General features: G+C 64.2%; 14 protein-coding genes and 1 pseudogene. 1 reads left to right on the forward strand and 14 read right to left on the reverse strand.

Annotation, left to right across the window (positions count from 1 at the left end; all coding sequences use genetic code 11):
* The first annotated feature begins 7 nt into the window (after positions 1-7).
* Positions 8-514 carry a GNAT family N-acetyltransferase gene (locus tag FQU74_RS08105; RefSeq protein WP_146285889.1) on the forward strand — a complete coding sequence of 169 codons (507 nt, stop codon included), beginning with the start codon at positions 8-10 and terminating at the stop codon, positions 512-514.
* On the opposite strand, the gene hflX is transcribed toward FQU74_RS08105, so the two are convergent.
* The 14 genes and pseudogenes from hflX to FQU74_RS08175 form a co-directional block, all read right to left on the reverse strand.
* Entirely contained in the window at positions 511-1,791 is a 1,281-nt protein-coding gene (gene hflX, locus FQU74_RS08110) for a GTPase HflX (RefSeq protein WP_146286246.1), read from the reverse strand. The two genes, FQU74_RS08105 and hflX, sit on opposite strands and share 4 nt — an antisense overlap.
* A gap of 56 nt (positions 1,792-1,847) precedes the next feature.
* A complete protein-coding gene (gene hfq, locus FQU74_RS08115) occupies positions 1,848-2,081 on the reverse strand; it encodes an RNA chaperone Hfq (RefSeq protein WP_146285890.1) in 234 nt (77 codons plus the stop codon).
* 129 nt (positions 2,082-2,210) lie between these two features.
* Positions 2,211-3,719 carry a TrkH family potassium uptake protein gene (locus FQU74_RS08120; RefSeq protein ID WP_146285891.1) on the reverse strand — a complete coding sequence of 503 codons (1,509 nt, stop codon included), beginning with the start codon at positions 3,717-3,719 and terminating at the stop codon, positions 2,211-2,213.
* Between the two features lies 1 nt (position 3,720).
* A pseudogene (trkA, locus tag FQU74_RS08125) lies at positions 3,721-5,151 on the reverse strand (Trk system potassium transporter TrkA); the annotation flags it as partial.
* A gap of 86 nt (positions 5,152-5,237) precedes the next feature.
* The gene (gene iolB / locus FQU74_RS08130) at positions 5,238-6,044 is read right to left on the reverse strand and encodes a 5-deoxy-glucuronate isomerase (RefSeq protein ID WP_146285893.1); all 807 of its coding nucleotides are present in this window, start codon (positions 6,042-6,044) and stop codon (positions 5,238-5,240) included.
* 76 nt (positions 6,045-6,120) lie between these two features.
* On the reverse strand, positions 6,121-7,020 hold the full coding sequence (iolE, locus tag FQU74_RS08135; RefSeq protein WP_146285894.1) for a myo-inosose-2 dehydratase: 900 nt from the start codon (positions 7,018-7,020) through the stop codon (positions 6,121-6,123).
* A 110-nt stretch (positions 7,021-7,130) separates the two neighbouring features.
* Entirely contained in the window at positions 7,131-8,987 is a 1,857-nt protein-coding gene (iolD, locus tag FQU74_RS08140; protein WP_146285895.1) for a 3D-(3,5/4)-trihydroxycyclohexane-1,2-dione acylhydrolase (decyclizing), read from the reverse strand.
* A gap of 1 nt (position 8,988) precedes the next feature.
* On the reverse strand, positions 8,989-10,908 hold the full coding sequence (locus FQU74_RS08145) for a bifunctional 5-dehydro-2-deoxygluconokinase/5-dehydro-2-deoxyphosphogluconate aldolase (RefSeq protein ID WP_146285896.1): 1,920 nt from the start codon (positions 10,906-10,908) through the stop codon (positions 8,989-8,991).
* A gap of 15 nt (positions 10,909-10,923) precedes the next feature.
* Positions 10,924-12,036 (reverse strand): Gfo/Idh/MocA family protein, encoded by a 1,113-nt coding sequence (locus FQU74_RS08150; protein WP_146285897.1) that lies wholly within the window; start codon positions 12,034-12,036, stop codon positions 10,924-10,926.
* Positions 12,037-12,147: 111 nt separating this feature from the next.
* Complete coding sequence (locus FQU74_RS08155) at positions 12,148-12,933, reverse strand: TIM barrel protein (RefSeq protein WP_146285898.1); 786 nt, start codon at positions 12,931-12,933, stop codon at positions 12,148-12,150.
* Positions 12,934-12,943: 10 nt separating this feature from the next.
* Complete coding sequence (locus FQU74_RS08160) at positions 12,944-13,954, reverse strand: Gfo/Idh/MocA family protein (RefSeq protein WP_146285899.1); 1,011 nt, start codon at positions 13,952-13,954, stop codon at positions 12,944-12,946.
* A gap of 10 nt (positions 13,955-13,964) precedes the next feature.
* Positions 13,965-14,864 (reverse strand): sugar phosphate isomerase/epimerase family protein, encoded by a 900-nt coding sequence (locus tag FQU74_RS08165; protein WP_146285900.1) that lies wholly within the window; start codon positions 14,862-14,864, stop codon positions 13,965-13,967.
* A gap of 82 nt (positions 14,865-14,946) precedes the next feature.
* Complete coding sequence (locus FQU74_RS08170) at positions 14,947-15,969, reverse strand: ABC transporter permease (protein WP_146285901.1); 1,023 nt, start codon at positions 15,967-15,969, stop codon at positions 14,947-14,949.
* A 21-nt stretch (positions 15,970-15,990) separates the two neighbouring features.
* The gene (locus tag FQU74_RS08175) at positions 15,991-17,529 is read right to left on the reverse strand and encodes a sugar ABC transporter ATP-binding protein (RefSeq protein WP_146285902.1); all 1,539 of its coding nucleotides are present in this window, start codon (positions 17,527-17,529) and stop codon (positions 15,991-15,993) included.
* Positions 17,530-17,573: the final 44 nt, after the last annotated feature.

Below are 17,573 nucleotides of genomic sequence, written 5' to 3' on the forward strand. Positions count from 1 at the left end.
CGAGTGCATGATCTTTGTTACCGAACGGCTAATCCTTCGTCGGGCACGTCTCGACGATTTGAACGATATCCATACTGTTTTGTCCAATGCGGCTGCGATGCGCTATTGGGCCACCCCTGAACATGAAACACTGGAGCAGAGCCGCGACTGGCTGTGCTCGATGCTGGGGGCAGATACTTCCCGAAGCGATGAATTCGTGATCGAGCATCAGGGACGCGTAATCGGCAAGGCGGGCGCGTGGATGCTGCCCGACATTGCCTATATCCTGCACCCTGACCACTGGCGGCGCGGTCTGATGACCGAGGCGATGCGGGTGCTGATCCCCTATCTCTTTGCCCAGCACAACGTGCCACGGCTGACAGCCGAGGTTGATCCGCGCAACGCGGCGACCATCGCGCTGCTGCAACGCTTTGGCTTTACCGAAACGCATCGTGCGGAACGGACGCTGAAATGGAAGGACGAATGGTGCGACAGCATCTATTTCGCCCTGCCAAGATCGGCGGTCGGCGCCTAAAGCTCGCGCCAGCGCTTTTCCTGTCGCGCGGTCCATCGAACGGCAATGTGCCATCCGTCCTCGGCCTCGGATTCCGACATCACCACACCTTCGGCGTGGAGCCAGGCGCGCTTGCGCCCCTCGCCGAAACCCAATGTGAATGAGCGTTCGGTCTTTTCTTCGTCAAACGCCGCGCTGATCGCATCCAGCAGCGTATCGAGCCCCGCCCCGGTCAATGCAGACACGGCAAACACATTCTCGCGCGTCGTGGCTTGCTGGATCAGGCGTTCATGCGTTGCCGCATCGACAAGATCCAGCTTGTTCCACACCTCAAACATCGGGGCCGAATCCTTGACGCCCAGACTATGCAGGATCTCCATCACATCGGCGGCCTGTTCGGCACTTTCGGGATGCGAGATGTCGCGCACATGCAGGATCAGGTCTGCCTCAAGCACCTCTTCCAGCGTCGCGCGGAAAGCCGCGACCAGCTGCGTTGGCAGATCCGAGATGAAGCCCACGGTGTCGGACAGGATCACCTTGCGCCCCGAGGGCAGCGTCACCCCGCGCATTGTCGGGTCAAGCGTGGCGAAGAGCATGTCCTTTGCCAGCACGTCAGCCCCGGTCGCCCGGTTGAACAGCGTCGACTTTCCGGCGTTGGTATAACCCACCAGCGCGACGATGGGGAACGGCACCTTCCGGCGCGCGCTTCGGTGCAACTCGCGGGTCTTGACCACCTTCTCCAGCTGACGCCGGATCCGGATGACCTGCTCATCGATGGCGCGGCGGTCCGCCTCTTTCTGCGTCTCACCGGGGCCGCCGACGAAACCAAAGCCGCCGCGCTGCCGCTCTAGGTGGGTCCAGGCCCGCACCAGACGCGTCCGCTGATAGCTGAGCGCAGCAAGCTCGACCTGCAGCACGCCTTCGCGGGTTCGCGCACGATCGGCAAAGATTTCGAGAATCAGGCCGGTCCGGTCCAGCAGCTTGACGCCCCAGGCTTTTTCAAGATTGCGTTGCTGGATCGGGCTGACCGGGCCATCGACCAGCACGAGGTCAATCTCCTCCTGCGTCAGCCGCGCTTTCAGTTCATCAACCTTGCCCGACCCGAAGAGCATCCCAGGATGCACCCGCGACAGGCGGACCACTTCGGCGCCCAGCACCTCCATCCCCGGAAGGGCAGCGGCCAGGGAAACGGCCTCGGCAAGCCGATGCTCGGGCAATCGGCGGGCAGATTCGGCGCGGATATCGGGATGCAGGATCCAGGCCCGCGTCGGTTTCGCCGCGGTTTCATAGGCATCCATGCCGCCATCAAGCTCGGCCGGGTCGAAGTCCTCCTCCTCTTCGGACACGGCTGTGCTCAGTCCTCGCCTTCATAGAGATTGATCGGACCACCCGGCATGATGGTCGAGATTGCATGCTTGTAAACCAGCTGCGACTGACCGTCGCGGCGCAGCAGCACGCAGAAATTGTCAAACCATGTGATGACGCCCTGAAGCTTCACCCCGTTGATCAGGAAGATCGTTACGGGGACTTTCGCCTTCCGCACGTGATTGAGGAATGCGTCCTGCAAATTCTGTTTGTCGGCAGCCATTGTTGTTCTTGCCTTTATTGTAGCGCTTATCGTTCGCCACCTCCCCCGTTCCGGCTGGCGGCAAAGTCAGTATGTCGGGCAACGCAAGGAGATTCCAGCCCCAAAACAGCCCGTTACCGACGCACCCTTTCAGCGCCGCCAACGGTCGGGTGACAGAAGCGACAGCACTGCCAGAACCTCTACCCGGCCGAGGATCATCGCGACACCCAGAACCGCCTTGGGCGCGGCCCCCAGATCGGCAAAGCGCAGCGGCACATCGGTTGCCAGACTGGCCAGTGGGCCTGTGGTCGTCAAAGCAGCAATCCCCATTACCAGCGCCGGGTCAAACTCCAGCCCCGTCAATGTCAGCGCCCCGACGGTTACGAGGATCGACAGCCCGAACAGCATGAAGAAAATCCATGCCAGATAGGCGCCCTCTCCGCGCAATCGGCGGCCAAGCGGCCCGCCGCCCCCAATCGAGTGCGGATGAACCAGCCGCTCCACCTCACGCTGGCCAAGCCGGAACAGTGCATAGACCCGCAGAAGCTTTACACCGCCAGCAGTCGTCGCAACCCCGCCACCGAAGATGGCAAGGCCCAGCAGGATCAACCCGTGGCTCTCCAGCCCGGACCAGTAGCGCGCCGTCTCCCAATGGTCCGAGACCAACCCGTTTGTCGTGAGGAACGACAGCGAGGTAAACAACGCCCCGGCCAGACCCATGGCAAAGGCCTGAAGGTTGCGCCCCTCTTCCAGCCGCACCGCGCCCAGCCAATGCCGCAGCGCCAGCACAACCGCGACGCCGAGCACAATCGCCACAGCCATGCGCACCTCCGGATCTCGTGTGATGGGCAGGTCACGCGCATCGAACAACGCCCCGCGATAGGCGCGCCGCGAAATGCCAAGGCACATGAAGATCCCCACCAGCGCCTCGCCACCAAGTCCTGATCCTGCAATCCCCTGCATGCCATCGCGCAGGATCGCGCTGGCCGAGATCGTCGCCATGGCAAGCATCAGACCGTCAAAGCTTGACTCGCCAAAGACGACCAGCCCAATCCACAGGACAAGGGTAAAGCCGGCGTAGGCTGGGAACAGTTGCAGTGCAAAGCGTGTCAGGCGGTCGAACGGATCGGCCTGTCGCATCAAGCCATGGCGCGGCCCTTCCGCGCCACGACCCGTCAGAACCTCCATCCCGCCAAGGTTCATGGGCAGAAGAACCGCAACAGCCACGACAAGGATGTAGAACCCGCCCAGCCAGCCCACCAGGGCCCGCCAAAGGTGCAGGGTCGGCGCCAGCCGTCCGGGCGTATCATAAAGCGTGGCCCCGGTGGTCGTGAAGCTGGACAGCATCTCGAACCAGGCATTCGCGAACGTCGTATCGGGCAGAGCTTGATGAAAGGGCAAGGCGAGGATCGGCGGCAGGATCACATAGGCAAGGATAACCGACACCAGCGCATCGCGGCGCATCCTGCCCTCATCCCGCGCATAGGTGGCAAGGCCAAGCAGCGTCGCCAGAAACAGGACCGTGATCGCGCCATAGAAGAACGGTCGCCCGGAATTGGCGTCCCCCGTCGCATAGCCATGCAGAACGGGCACCACCATCGCCACGCCTGAAAGCGCGACAAGGGCCACAAGAAACGGGATCTGCGACAGCCTCGGCATATCAGAAGTAGGTGATCGACACTTGGAGCAAACGCTCCACTTCCGGCACATCCTTGGCCATGGCGAAAAGAGCGATCGCGTCGCCCTCGTCCACACGCAGATCACCCGTGGGCTTGAGGACTTGCCCGCGCTTCATCACGGCCCCGACCAACACACCTTCGGGAAAATCGATGTCGCGGATCAGATGGCCCGCCAGCGGCGAGGTACCCAGAACCTCGGCCTCGATCATCTCGGCCTCGGCATCCCCCATCGAGTAGACCGCACGCACCCGCCCGTGACGGATGTGGCGCAGGATTGACGATACGGTCGTTGCGCGCGGGTTGATATGGGCATCGATGTCCAGTGCCGACAGCAAGGGCACCAGCGTCGGGTCGTTCACCAGCGCAATGGCCAGCCCCGCCCCGACCGACTTGGACCGCACCGCCGCCAGCATGTTGGTCTTGTCATCGTCCGTCACGCAGAGCACCGCATCGGCCCGGTCGACATGCGCCTCAAGCAGCAGATCGATATCCAGCCCGTCGCCATTCAGCACGATGGTCCGGTTCAGCGCGTCGGCCGCCTTTTCGGCCTGCTCACGATCAAGCTCGATCACCTTGACGCGCATCCGGTCGGTCCGCGCCTCAAGCGCGCGGGCGACCGCAAGGCCGACGTTGCCGCCACCGACGATGATCACACGCTCCATCTTGCGGGTGCTTTTCCCAAAGATATCAAGCGTGCGGTTTGCGTCTTCGTCATGGGTGAAGACGTGGATCTGGTCGCCTGCGAACAGCTGATCCCCCGGCTCAGGCGCAAAGAGCCGCCCCTCGCGCCGCACCGCGACGACAATGGCCCGCAGGGTCGAGAAAAGCTCGTTCAGCTGGCGCAGGGGCGTATTCAGAACCGGACAGTCCTCGTCCAGCGCGATCCCCAGAAGACGCGCCTTCCCGCCAAAGAAGCTTTCGGTTTCAAAGGCGGCGGGTGCCAGCAGCCGGCGCATGGCGGCATCGGCCACCTCGCGCTCGGGGCTGATGACGACATCGATCGGCAGGTGGTTCTGGCTGAAAAGGTCCAGCGCGCCGGTGCCCAGATAGTTCTGCGCCCGAAGGCGCGCGATCTTGCGCGAGACCTGAAACACCGAATGCGCCACCTGACAGGTGATCATGTTCACCTCGTCCGAATGGGTGGCGGCGATGATCATGTCGGCATCGTTCGCCCCTGCCCGTTCCAGCACGTCGGGATATGAGGCAAAGCCAGTAACCCCCTGAACATCCAGCGTGTCAGCCGCACGCCGAACCAGTTCGGCGTTGCTGTCCACGATGGTCACGCTGTTGCGTTCCGACGCCAGATGGCGGGCAATCTGCCATCCCACCTGACCCGCGCCACAGATGATCACCTTCATCGGCCCTACTCCGTCCCGGATCCCGGCATATTGCCGCACAGGATTTGCACGGGGTCAGGGGTGGGTCAAGCGCCGCGTGCTGAACGGGGTCGGCAGGTGTCGCGGCGCAGGCTGCTGCCGCCTGTGCCGCGACCTTCGCCCTATTTATCCCCTTCGATGACCTGCCTCACCTCTGGCGCGGGTTCAAACCGCCATGCCCTGCGGGGTCCGGCCATAACGTTGAGGTAGTAAAGCTCAAACCCATGGGGCGCGCCGCAGGGGTGGTGGCCGCGGGGGACGAGGACGACCTCGCCATCCTTCACCGCCATGGTTTCATCGAGCGATCCGTCATCGGTATAGACGCGCTGGATGGCCCAGCCGTCGGCGGGGTTCAGGCGGTGGTAGTAGGTTTCCTCCAGATAGGTGATCCGGGGGAAGTCGTCCTCATCATGGCGGTGGCTGGGGTAGCTTGACCAGTTGCCGGCCGGGGTGAAGACCTCGGTCACCAGCAGGCTGTCGGCATAATCCTCGGCCTCCATGGCGATATTGTTGATCCAGCGGGTGTTCGGCCCCTTGCCGCGTTGGGTCAGCGTGATGCCGTCCGGCCCGATACGGCGCGCGGAATGGCCGCCCTGACCCGGCGCCGAGCAGACCGCGATCACGCAATCGGTCTCTGCCACCGCGCGCCAGTCCTGACCGTTCGGCACATAGAGGCAATGCGGAGGGGTCTTCTCGAAGACACTCATCCGCTCGCCCAGCGTGCCCCAGTCCTGCCCCGCAGCGGTGAGCGTCGCGCGCCCCTCGACCATCACAAGGATGACCTCACGCGCGCCCGTTGCCTCGGCCGCCGCCTCACCCGCCCGCAGGTGATAGAGCGAGAAGCCCACATACCGCCAGCCCGCCGATTGCGGCGTGATCTCATGCACCTTGCCATGACGGCCAAAGGGTTTGCGCAACAACGGGCACATCGGCTTCTCTCCTTCCTCTTGGTCCAAATACCCCACGGGGGTGCGGGGGTGTGAAACCCCCGCTCCGCCCCAACCGTCAGATCAACCCCGTCTCGCGCGCAAGACGCTTCAGCGTGGCAAGCCCCAGGGTCTGATACAGCAGCGGGTTGCGCACATGGGGGTCCTGCTCGGCCTCGATCACGATCCAGCCGTCATAGTTCGCGCCCTTCAGGATCTTCAGAAGCGGCGCAAAGTCGATGGCCCCCTCCTGATCGCCCGGCACGGTGAAGGCCCCGGCCAGAACGCCCTGCAGGAAGCTGAGGTTCTCGGCCCGCACGCGGTCACAGACCGCTGGCCTGATGTTCTTGGCGTGGAAGTGGGCAACACGGCCCACATGACGTGCCAGCACTTCCTCAGGGTTGCCGCCGCCAAAGGTGCAGTGGCCAGCATCGAACAAGAGATGCGTCGCAGGCCCGGTCGCAGCCATGAAGGCGTCGATATCCGACGGCGCTTCCACCACTGTGCCCATGTGGTGGTGATAGGCCAGCGTCATGCCCTCGGTCGCCAGATAGGCGGCAAACGCCTCCATCTTGCGGCCGAACTCGGCCATCTCGGCGGCGCTCAGCCGGGGCCGGTCGTTCACCGGCGTATCCGGGCTGCCATGCACGGTGTTCGAGCATTCGCAGACGATACAGACCTTGCAGCCATTGTGCTTGAGCTTGGCCAAGTGTCCCTGCACCGCCTTGATCTCATCCTCGACCGACTGCACCAGCAGGTTGGTCGAATACCAACCCGAGACGAAGACGAGCCCGTACCCGGCCAGAAGCGCCCGCAGCGCCTCCGGGTCGTCCTGCGGCCAGCGGTGACCGTTCTCGATGCCATCAAAGCCGATCTGGCGGCCTGCCTCATCAAGGATGCGGGCTGTGGGAATATCCGCGCCGATCGACTGATCGTCGTCATTGGCCCATGCAATCGGATTGGTTCCGAAGCGGATCATGGCTTGTGTCCTTCCGTTTTGCCGGTTCAAACCCGGCGCGTCTGTTTCCTCTTGGTCCACATACCCTGGCGGCGACGGGGGCAGCGCCCCCACCTCGCCCGGCGGGGTCTCTAGTTCGTCAGCCGGGCATTTGCGGCGTTGGCGATGTAGCGCTCATAAGCCGCGCGCAGCGTGTCGTGGTCACCGACCTCTGGCACCGCGACATCCCACCAGTGGCCGGCACCCGCGAGCCCCTCGCCGGGGCCGGGGGCGGCGGTCGTGTCGATGACGATCACGGTGGGCTTTCGCTTGCCGCGCGCGTCACGGATCGCCTCTTGCAACTCGGCCAGCGTCCGTGCCTTGACCGCATGCGCCCCCATCGAGGCCGCATGGGCGACATAGTCGATCTGCGGCTGATCCTCGATATTGCAGTCGGCGTACATGTTGTTGAAGGGCGCGCCGCCCGTGCCCGCCTGCAGCCGGTTGATGCAGCCGTAGCCGCGGTTGTCGGTCAGCACCACGGTAAAGGGAATCCGCCGCATCACCGCGGTTGCGAGTTCGGCATTGGCCATCATGTAGCTGCCGTCGCCCACAAAGCAGATCACCTCGCGTTCAGGAAGCGCAAGTTTGATGCCCATGGCGCCCGCCACCTCATAGCCCATGCAGCTGTAGCCATATTCCATGTGATAGCCGCCCTGTGCCGGCTGCCATAGCAGCTTCAGCGCGCCGGGCATGGTGCCGGCCGCGCACATCGCGATCGTGGCGGGCGTCGAGACCGCCTGAACCGCGCCGATCACCTGCGCATCGGTGGGAAGCTGCCCCGGCGCCACCGGGGTCTGGCACTTGGCATCGACGGCCGCAAGCCAGGCTTCACGCGCGGGCGCATCGGGGGCGCCCCGATAGTCGCCGAGTGCCGCCGAAAGCTTCTCCAGCGCCACCTTCGCATCGGCCACAAGCGAGGTCGCCCCGTGCTTGGCCGCGTCATAGCCATGGATGTTGATCGAAACGAGCCGCGCGCCCGGCGCAAACAGCGTGCGCGAGCCGGTGGTGAAGTCCTGCAGCCGCGTGCCGACCCCGATCACCAGATCGGCCGAGCTGAGTGCGGCATTGGCCGCCGCCGATCCATCGACGCCGCTGGCGCCAAAGTTCATCGGATGCGCCTGCGCCAGCGCCGACTTGCCCGCCTGCGTCTCGGCCACCGGAATGGCGTGGCGGGTCGCGAACTCCCCAAGGGTCGCCTCGGCGCCGGAATAGATCACCCCGCCGCCCGCGATGATCGCCGGACGCTGCGCGCCCCGGATCAACGCCGCAACCTCGGACAGTTCGCGCGCATCGGGTTCCGGCCGGCGGATATGCCAGACCTTCGGCGTGAAGAACTCTTCGGGCCAGTCATAGGCCTCGGCCTGCACATCCTGACAGAAGGCGAGGCAAACCGGGCCGCAGTTCGCCGGATCGGTCATCACCCGCAGCGCCCGCGGCAGGGCCGAGAGCAGATGTTCCGGCCGGCTGATCCGGTCAAAATAGCGCACGACCGGGCGGAAGCAGTCATTGGCGCTGACGGTGGCATCGTCAAAATCCTCGACCTGCTGCAGCACCGGATCGGGGCGGCGGTTGGCAAAGACATCCCCCGCCACAAACAGCACCGGCAGCCGGTTCACATGCGCCAGCGCCGCCGCCGTCACCATGTTCGTCGCCCCCGGCCCGATGGACGAGGTCACCGCCTGCGCCTGCCGCCGCCCCTTGGCCTTGGCAAAGGCGATGGCGGCATGGGCCATGGTCTGCTCGTTCTGGCCCCGCCAGGTCGGGAAGGGCGCGTTGCCACACAGGTCGCCATGCAGCCCCTGATGCAGCGCCTCGCCCAGACCTGCGACATTGCCGTGGCCGAAGATCGCCCACATCCCCTCGATGAACCGCGCACCCTCGGGCGTCATCTGCACAGCCAGCCACTTCACCATGGCCTGCGCAGCCGTCAGTCGGATCGTTGCCATCTTATTTGCCTCCTGCCGCGGCACGGGCGGCATCCCAAACTCCACTCAGCCGCGCAAAGCGCGCCGCCATCTCGGCCACCGCCGCATCGTCGGAGAGATCCCCCGCCATCCAGCCGCGGGCCACGTCGCCAAAGATCGTCCGGCCCACCGCAAAGCCCCGGACCAGCGGGAAGGCCGCCGCCACCCCAAAGCTCGCAGACAGCTCAGCCTCGGGTGCATCCAGCCCCAGAACCACGATGCCGCGGGTGTGGGGGTCGTTCTCCTCGATCGCGGCGATCGCCTGGGCCCAGGCCGCATGGGTCTTCAGCGGCTCCAGCTTCCACCAGTCGGGATAGATGCCCGCCGCGTAGAACTGCCGGATCAAGGTCGCGGTCGTGCTGTCATCGGTCGGCCCCACCTTCGAGGGGATGATCTCCAGCAGGAACTCCAGATCGTTCCGGCGCGATGCCTGCCAGAGCCGCTTCACCGTCTCTTCCTGTGCCGCCCGCGTTACCGCATCGTCGTCGGGGTGGCAGAAGCACAGCACCTTCACCACATTCTCACGGGCCCAGGCCTCTAACCCGCCGCAGTCCAGACCCAGCTCCGGCTCAAGGCTGAGGGGGCGCGAGCCGGGCCATTCGCAGGGCCGCCCGATCCAGAGACCGGTTCCGCTCGCCGCATGCAGTGCCGCCCGCCCGATCCGGTTGTCGCAGAGGATGCCATAGCCCGGACGCCCACCTTGCACCTGCAGCGCCGCCGTCAGGCACAGCTCCTTGAACGCCCCGCCCTTCGCCGGCGTGTAGCCCGCCATCTCCTCCAGCTGCAGCCGGTGGTCAAAGGCGAAGATCCGGTAATCCGCCCAGTCGGGCAGACCGCGCCGCGCGCGGTTGGTCGACCAATGGATCTGCTCAAGCTCGGCATCATTGCGCAAATCCGGGCGGATCACCCCGCGCTTCAGGAAGAACTGAAGCTCGGCCAGCGAGGGATAGGCCGGCGTGCAGCCATGGCGCGAGACCGCGAAAGCCCCGCAGGCATTGGCGTATTCCAGCGCGCGCGGCCAGCTCTCGCCATCCAGCCAGCCCTTCATCAGGCCTGAGAAGAACCCGTCGCCCGCGCCCAGCACGTTGAACACCTCGATCGGGAAGCCCGGCCCGGTCTGGCCGTCGTCCAGACTGTCGGGGATCGCACCCTCGAACGCCACCGCCCCCGCCGCGCCACGCTTGCAGACCAGAACGGCCCCCGACACCGCCCTCACCGCGCGCAGGGCCGCGATCGTGTCGGTGGTGCCGCCCGCGATGTGGAACTCTTCCTCGGTCCCCACGATCAGATCAAAGAAATGCAGCGATTGCTGCAGCTTCGCCGTCACCTTGGCCGATTCCACGAACCGGCTCTCGCCATCGCCATGCCCGGCAACCCCCCAGAGGTTCGGGCGGTAGTCGATGTCCAGCGCCGTCCTGGCCCCGTGCTTGCGCGCCAGTTGCAAGGCCTTGAGCACCGCAGCTTCCGTCCGTGGATGGCTCAGATGCGTGCCCGTCGCCAGAACCGACCGCGTATCCGCAATCAGCCCCTCGTCAATGTCCGCCTCGCACAAGGCCATGTCCGCGCAGTTCTCGCGGTAAAAGATCAGCGGAAACTGCTCCTGATCCCGGATCCCCAGGATCACCAGCGCCGTCAGACGGTCCGGGTCGGTCACCACGCCCCGCACGTCCACGCCCTCACGCTGCAACTGCTCGCGGATGAAGCGGCCCATATGCTCATCCCCGACCCGCGTGATCAGCCCCGACTTCAGACCCAACCGTGCCGTCCCGCAGGCAATGTTCGTAGGACTGCCACCGATATACTTGCGGAACCCCCCCATGTCCTCCAGACGCCCGCCAACCTGAGCGCCATACAAATCAACGCCAGCGCGGCCTATCGTGATCACATCAAGGGTCTTGGGCATCGCCAAAGCCTTCCTTCAAAGTTGAACCGGGCGGCCGTTCGAGGCTGCCATGGCATGGATGATATTTTCAATCTCAAGACCCGCCGCGAAATCGGGGCCGCAAGCCGGCCCGCCCGCGATGGCCGCAAGCAGGTCACGGGCCTCGATGACTTTTTGTTCGTTGAAGCCGAAGTTGTGCCCTGGCGCGGGGCAGAAAGCGGCGAAGTCGGGCTGTGCAGGCCCGGTCAGGTGGCGGGCAAAGCCCGCCTCTCCGGCGCGGTGCAACCAAAGCTCGTTCATGTTTTCCTGATCGAAGACCAGCGTGCCCTCGGTGCCATGAACCTCCCATTGAAGGCGGCATTTGCGGCCCCGCGCCACGCGCGATGTGGCAAACGATCCCTGCGCGCCGCTGGCAAAACGGATCAGCGCAAGGGCGGAATCCTCATTCTCCACCGGCTTTGCGCCCTCAGACGAGGGTCGCATCGGCACGGCGATATGGGTCAGTGCCGTCACCTCGGACACCGGTCCCATCAGCGCGACCATCTGACTGACAAGATGACAGCCCAGATCGCCAAGCGCACCAAGCCCGCCTCCCGCATGCGTGTGGCGCCAGGACCATGGCAGCGTCGGGTCAGCCGCGTAATCCTCGTCGTAAACGCCACGAAACGCGGTGGGCGTGCCGATCGCGCCTGATGCGACCAGACCACGGGCTGCCTGAAAGGCAGGCGAGCGCAGGTAGTTGTAGCCCAGGATCGTCACCTGACCGGGACATTCGGCGGCAAGCGCGGCCATCGAGCGCGCATCTTCCAGCGTCAGCGCCATCGGCTTTTCCAGCCAGACATGCTTGCCGGCTCGCAGCGCGGCCTCGGCCATTTCGCGGTGCGTGCCGTTGGGGGTGGTGATCGACACCACATCGACGGCAGGATCAGCGATCACGGCACGCCAGTCATCACTGTGGCGCACAAAGCCGAATTGCGCGGCAAACGCGCGGGCCTTGTCACCCGGCACGTCGCACAACACCTCTAGCCGCGGATGGGCGCCACCAAATACCGCCGCCACCGTCCGCCAGGCGAGTGCGTGGCATTTGCCCATGAAGCCAGTGCCGATCAGGCCGACGCCGAGAGGGATTGAGGGAAGGTGAGCGGTCATCGTCTCGTTCTTTCGGCCAGATGGCCTTTGGTTTGGAATGGTCGACGGGGCGAGGATCACCCCGTCGAGAGAGCGGACCGGACGGAGGAGATCCCGGCCCGCCAGTTGGCTTCATAATGCCGCGCGGATGTAATCCATGCTGGTCTGCACCGCGCTCTTGCTGTCAGCCAGATCGTGCACCTCAGGCGCGAAGGGCTCAAAGCTGTAGGGACCGTGGAACCCTGCGGCGCGCAACGCCTTGATCTGCGCAAGGTTCTCCAGCCGGTCGCGCGCATCAACCAGAACACGATGCGGATCGAGCATCGCGTCAACCGTCACGTCAGGATCAACCACGCCCGAAATGTGGACAAGGCCAGTCCATTCCGGAAAGTATTCGGTTTCGCCCGCAAGATGGTGGTGGAAGGTGTCATGCACGAGGCGGTAGACATTCTCGCCACCTGCCGCCTTGATTGCACGCACCGCCTCGGCCTTGGTCCGCATTGACGAGATCGGAAAGCCCAGAGGCTCGACGAGCCCAGTCAGGCCGTGCGCCTCAAGGATCGGTTTCATCGCCTTCAACGCGGCCACCAGATCCTCGAATGCAACCTTGGCGCCGTCGTTCAGCGGGCACATCACCAGCGCCTTCGCCCCGCAAGCGGCGGCGTAATCGGCCATTGCCTCGGCCCGGGCCGGCAGATCGCCGGACCAGACGTTGAAGGGGTATAGCGCGTTGATCGAAATGATCGTGACACCGGCCTTTGCAGCCGCTTCCTTTACCGCTGCAGCATCCCAACTGCCCACGACATTGGGCAGATCATTGCGGATCTCCACCTCGGTCGCACCAAGCGCGCGCGCCATGGCGAAGAAGTCCTCAAGGGACACATTCGGCGCCGTGATGTGGTTCATGGCAAAGCGCATGACGGCACCCTTAGGCGTAAAGCGCAGGACGCGCGGGGTAGCTGATCGCGATAGCCTCGCCCTCACGCTCCTGCCCGACAACGCAGGCGTCCGAGGTGACGGCGGCCATATAGCCGTCCCAAGAGGTCGGCCCAGTGGCGGTGCCATTCGCGGCGGCCTTCAGAAAGTCCTGAAGCTCCACGTCGTATGAGGCCACGAAGCGGTCCTTCCAGTCAGTCAGGATGGCGTTTTGCAGCTTGGCGCCAAGGCGCAGCTGGATGGCCATGGGTTCGGGCAGCCGGGCAATGCCGTCTTCGCCCACCACTTCGCACTGGATGTCGTAGCCATAATGGCAGTTCACGAAGATCTCGGTGTTGATGACCACGCCCTTGGCGGTCTTCAGCGTCACGATCTGCGGATCGCGCAGCTTGGCATGGGTGCGCGCGCAGGACCGCGGGAAGGTCACACGGGCCTCGACATAGTCATCGTCCAGAAGCCAGCGGAACACGTCAATCTCGTGGATCAGCGTATCATGGATCGCCATGGGGGTCGTATAGGCCTCAGGCACGGTCGGGTTGCGATGGGCGGCGTGGACCATGATCGGCGCGCCGGTCTGGGTCTGCACCGCCTCTTTCAGCGCGACATAGCCCGCATCGTAGCGGCGCATGAAACCCACTTGCACCAGACGCTTGCCATGGGCGACCTCGGCATCGACGATGCGCTTGGCGCCTTCGGCCGTGGTGGCCAGCGGTTTTTCGCAAAAGCACGGCTTTCCTGCGGCAATCGCGGTCAGCACATACTGCTCGTGCGTGGCGCCCCACGAGGTGACGAGCACCGCATCGACGTCTGCGGCGGCGATCAGTTCCTCGCCCGTCGCATAGACGGTGGCGTCGGGGGCGATGTCGGCCTTCACGGCCTCGGCCGAGGCACGGTTCACGTCGCTCAGTGCGACGACCTTGCCGCCAGCCAGCACCTGATTGATGCGGCGCGCATGGTCGCGACCGATGGCACCCGTTCCGATGACTCCGATTCTGACGGTCATGGCTGTTTCCTTACTTCCAGAATTTGTCGATGTAGCGTTGCATTTCGGCGCGCATGAAGGTGCCGGACTGGTCAGCCTTGTCTTCCCAGGCGAAGACACAGGCGGTCATGATGCCGTCGAAGCCGATCTCGTGGAGCGTTCCGAAGAAGTCGTCCCACGGCACTTCGCCCTGGCCGATGTTCAGGTGCTGGTGGACCCGCGCCTGCGTGCCGGGCGGGTTCAGGATGTAGCGCAGGCCCGAGCTGGCCTTGTGGTTGAAGGTATCGCCCACATGAACATGGGCCAGCACGTCTTTCGAGGCGCGCAGCATCTGGGCCGTATCATCGCCAAAGTAGAAGGTATGCGGCGCGCAGTAGAGGAACTTCACGCGGGGGCTGTTCACGGTGCGGATGATGTCAAGCGCGGGCTGGATCGTCTCGCACCAGTCCTCGGGATGGGGCTCGACGTGCAGGTTGATGCCCTCACGCTCAAGGATCGGCACCAGCTCTTCCATGCTGCGCCACCAGGCGTCTTCGCAGGTCTCGATCATGCTGCCGGTATGGCAGCAGTAGCACGAGCCCTTGTCGGGATGCGGACCGCGCCCGAATTCCGAGTTCATCGTATCGACTTCCAGCTCGACCGCGATCTCGATGGCGCGCTTCCAGTGCTTGACCGCCGCCTGACGCTCGGTCTCGTCATTGCTGGCCCAGCGATACATCGGCAGAAGGCTGGCGATGCCCACGTCGGCGGACTTGAGCGCCTGTTTCAGGCCCTTGATCCGGTCGGGGAACACGCGGGGCGCCTTGAACCATTCGAGAAAGTCGCCGCGCGGGGACAGTTCGATCCAGTCGTAGCCAAGCTCCTTGACCTTGAACGGCAGCTCCTCAAGGCTCAGGTGGCGGTGCATGAAGGGATCAATCGCGATCTTCATGGGGGGGTCCTGTATCAGGTGTGTGCGGGGTGCTGGCGGCAGGGCGATACCCACCGACCAGCAGTTCGGAGACGCTGAACGCTCAGCTTTTCTTGACGCGCTTTTTCTGGCGGTGAACGTCGGCGACCACGGCGGCTACGATGATCACGCCCTTGATCATTTCCTGGTAGTAGGCATCGAGCCTGAGGAAGGTGAAGCCCGAGATGATGACCCCGAAGATGACCATCCCGATGGCGGTTCCGATGATCGACCCGCGGCCACCCGACAGCGACACGCCCCCGATCACGGCCATGGCGATGGCGTCAAGCTCGTAGGCAAGCCCCATGCCGGCCTGTGCGGTCTGACCGCGCGCCGCAACCACCATGCCCGCCAGCGCCGCAAGAACCGCCGCCACGACATAGACCTTGATCAGGTGACGCTCGACATTGATCCCGGACACACGCGCCGCCTGCATGTTGGCGCCGATCGCATAGGTGAACTTGCCGTAGCGCGTGTATTTCATCGCGATGTGGAAGATGATGGCGACCGCGATGAAGATCAGGACCGGCATCATGCCCTTGCCGATCGAGGCAAAACCCTCGGTCGGGAAGCTGACGGGCTGCCCTTTGGTGTACCACTTGGCAAAGCCGCGCACCGTGACCATTGTGCCCAGCGTGGCAATGAAGGGCGGGATCTTGGTAAAGGCGATCAGCCAGCCGTTCACAAAGCCCACCACCGCGCCGAAGCCCAGCCCCAGGAGGATCGGCACAATGGCCGGAAGGTCGGTCAGGCTTGGATAGACCGCGCGGGCATAGGTCGAAACCTGCGCAAACGACATGGCAAACATCGCCACCCCGCCAACGACCGACCCGGACGACAGGTCAATCCCGCCGGTGATGATGACCTGCGTCACGCCCACCGAGATGATGCCGATCACCGACACCTGCAGGATCATGATGGACAGACGCTGCCAGCTGAACAGAAAGCTCTGGCCCTGCGTCATCCAGCCCAAAATTTCGAACACCAGTGAGATGCCCACCAGAACAAGCAGGATGTTGGCCTCGGGCGGCAGGCGGCGTTGCGATTTTGCGGCATTGGCCGACGGTTGAACGGTTGCGTTCGACATTTCTTCCTCCCCTAAAGCCACTCAGCGCGCGGCCAGGTCCATGATTTTCACCTGATCCGCCTCGGCACGGTCCAGGAAGCCCGCGAGATGCCCTTCATGCATGACCATGATCCGGTCACTCATTCCCAAAACCTCGGGCAGCTCGGACGAGATCATCAGCACCGCGACCCCCTCGGCCGCGAGCCCGGTGATCAGGCGATGGATTTCAGACTTTGCCCCCACGTCGATGCCGCGGGTCGGCTCGTCCAGGATCAGGATGCGTGGCTTTGTCAAAAGCCAGCGCGCGATCAGCAGTTTCTGCTGGTTCCCGCCCGAGAGGTTCTCGACCCGCTCGGACAGATTGGGTGTCTTGACGCGCAGCCGCGCCGCCATGTCTTCGGCCAGTTTGGTGACCGTCTTCTGGTCAACAAAGCCCGCAGTGGCATGATCGCGGGTGATCAGGGCCATCTGGATGTTCTCCAGACAGTCGAGGATCAGGAAGCAGCCGGTCTCCTTGCGGTCTTCGGTCAGGAAGGCAATCCCGTGGTCCATCGCCTCACGCGGGGAACGGATCTGGACGGGTTCACCCTCGATCAGGATCTCGCCCGAGGCGGCCGGCGTCACCCCGAACAGCGCCTCGGCCACGTTCGAGCGCTTGGAGCCGACAAGGCCGGCCAGCCCCAGAATCTCGCCCTTGCGGATCTGGAACGAGATGTCGTGAAACACTCCCGGCAGATCGAGGTTCCGGACCTCGAGCATGACCTCACCGATCGGGCAGTCGATCTTGGGGAACATGTCGGTGATCTCGCGCCCGACCATCATTCGGATGATGTCGTCGCGCGTCACATCCTTGGCTGAATGGGTGCCGACATATTTGCCGTCGCGGAACACCGTGAATTCATCGGCGATCTCGAACAGCTCGTTCATCTTGTGGGTGATATAGACGATCCCCACGCCGCGCGCGCGCAGGTCGCGGATGATGGTGAACAGATGCTCCACCTCTTTCTCGGTAATGGCCGAGGTCGGCTCGTCCATGATCAGCACGTCCGAGTCGTGGCTGACCGCCTTGGCGATCTCGACCATCTGCTTTTGCGCGACGGTCAGATCGGCCACCTGCGCCTTGGGGTCGAGCTTGATGTTCAGCCGGTCAAACAGCTCTTGCGTCATGGCAAAAAGCTTGCCGTGGTCGATCAGGCCGAAGCCGTTCTTTGGCTCACGGCGGATCCAGATGTTCTCCGCCACGGTCATGGAATTCATCAGCGCGAGTTCCTGGTGGATCATCGAGATCCCCTGCTCCAGCGCATCCAGCGGCGATTTCAGCGTCACGGGCTGGCCACGCAGCAGGATCTCACCCGCGTCGGGTTGATAGATGCCCGCGATGATCTTCATCAGCGTCGACTTGCCTGCGCCATTCTCGCCCATCAGGGCGTGAACCGTGCCCGGCCGGATCTTCAACTGCACATTGTCCAATGCGACAACGCCCGGAAATTCCTTGCGGATACCGCTGATCGACAGAACCCCCATATCCTCGATCCGGCGTTTCATCCGGTCAATCGCAGCCGCCGTCTTGGCAGTGACCATCACCAGTCCTCCCCTTTGCCCGAAAGTGTGGGCAGGGGGATGTT

It is taken from the genome of Gemmobacter aquaticus (assembly GCF_007859075.1).
GTDB lineage: Bacteria > Pseudomonadota > Alphaproteobacteria > Rhodobacterales > Rhodobacteraceae > Gemmobacter > Gemmobacter aquaticus.

Bases quoted from the DNA above. Each gene is read 5' to 3' on its own strand.
- FQU74_RS08170 (WP_146285901.1), bottom strand. From the start codon at position 15,969: ATGTCGAACGCAACCGTTCAACCGTCGGCCAATGCCGCAAAATCGCAA.
- FQU74_RS08165 (WP_146285900.1), bottom strand. From the start codon at position 14,864: ATGAAGATCGCGATTGATCCCTTCATGCACCGCCACCTGAGCCTTGAG.
- FQU74_RS08105 (WP_146285889.1), top strand. From the start codon at position 8: ATGATCTTTGTTACCGAACGGCTAATCCTTCGTCGGGCACGTCTCGAC.
- iolE (WP_146285894.1), bottom strand. From the start codon at position 7,020: ATGATCCGCTTCGGAACCAATCCGATTGCATGGGCCAATGACGACGAT.
- FQU74_RS08145 (WP_146285896.1), bottom strand. From the start codon at position 10,908: ATGCCCAAGACCCTTGATGTGATCACGATAGGCCGCGCTGGCGTTGAT.
- hflX (WP_146286246.1), bottom strand. From the start codon at position 1,791: ATGGATGCCTATGAAACCGCGGCGAAACCGACGCGGGCCTGGATCCTG.
- FQU74_RS08160 (WP_146285899.1), bottom strand. From the start codon at position 13,954: ATGACCGTCAGAATCGGAGTCATCGGAACGGGTGCCATCGGTCGCGAC.
- FQU74_RS08155 (WP_146285898.1), bottom strand. From the start codon at position 12,933: ATGCGCTTTGCCATGAACCACATCACGGCGCCGAATGTGTCCCTTGAG.
- FQU74_RS08175 (WP_146285902.1), bottom strand. From the start codon at position 17,529: ATGGTCACTGCCAAGACGGCGGCTGCGATTGACCGGATGAAACGCCGG.
- FQU74_RS08120 (WP_146285891.1), bottom strand. From the start codon at position 3,719: ATGCCGAGGCTGTCGCAGATCCCGTTTCTTGTGGCCCTTGTCGCGCTT.
- iolB (WP_146285893.1), bottom strand. From the start codon at position 6,044: ATGTGCCCGTTGTTGCGCAAACCCTTTGGCCGTCATGGCAAGGTGCAT.
- hfq (WP_146285890.1), bottom strand. From the start codon at position 2,081: ATGGCTGCCGACAAACAGAATTTGCAGGACGCATTCCTCAATCACGTG.
- FQU74_RS08150 (WP_146285897.1), bottom strand. From the start codon at position 12,036: ATGACCGCTCACCTTCCCTCAATCCCTCTCGGCGTCGGCCTGATCGGC.
- iolD (WP_146285895.1), bottom strand. From the start codon at position 8,987: ATGGCAACGATCCGACTGACGGCTGCGCAGGCCATGGTGAAGTGGCTG.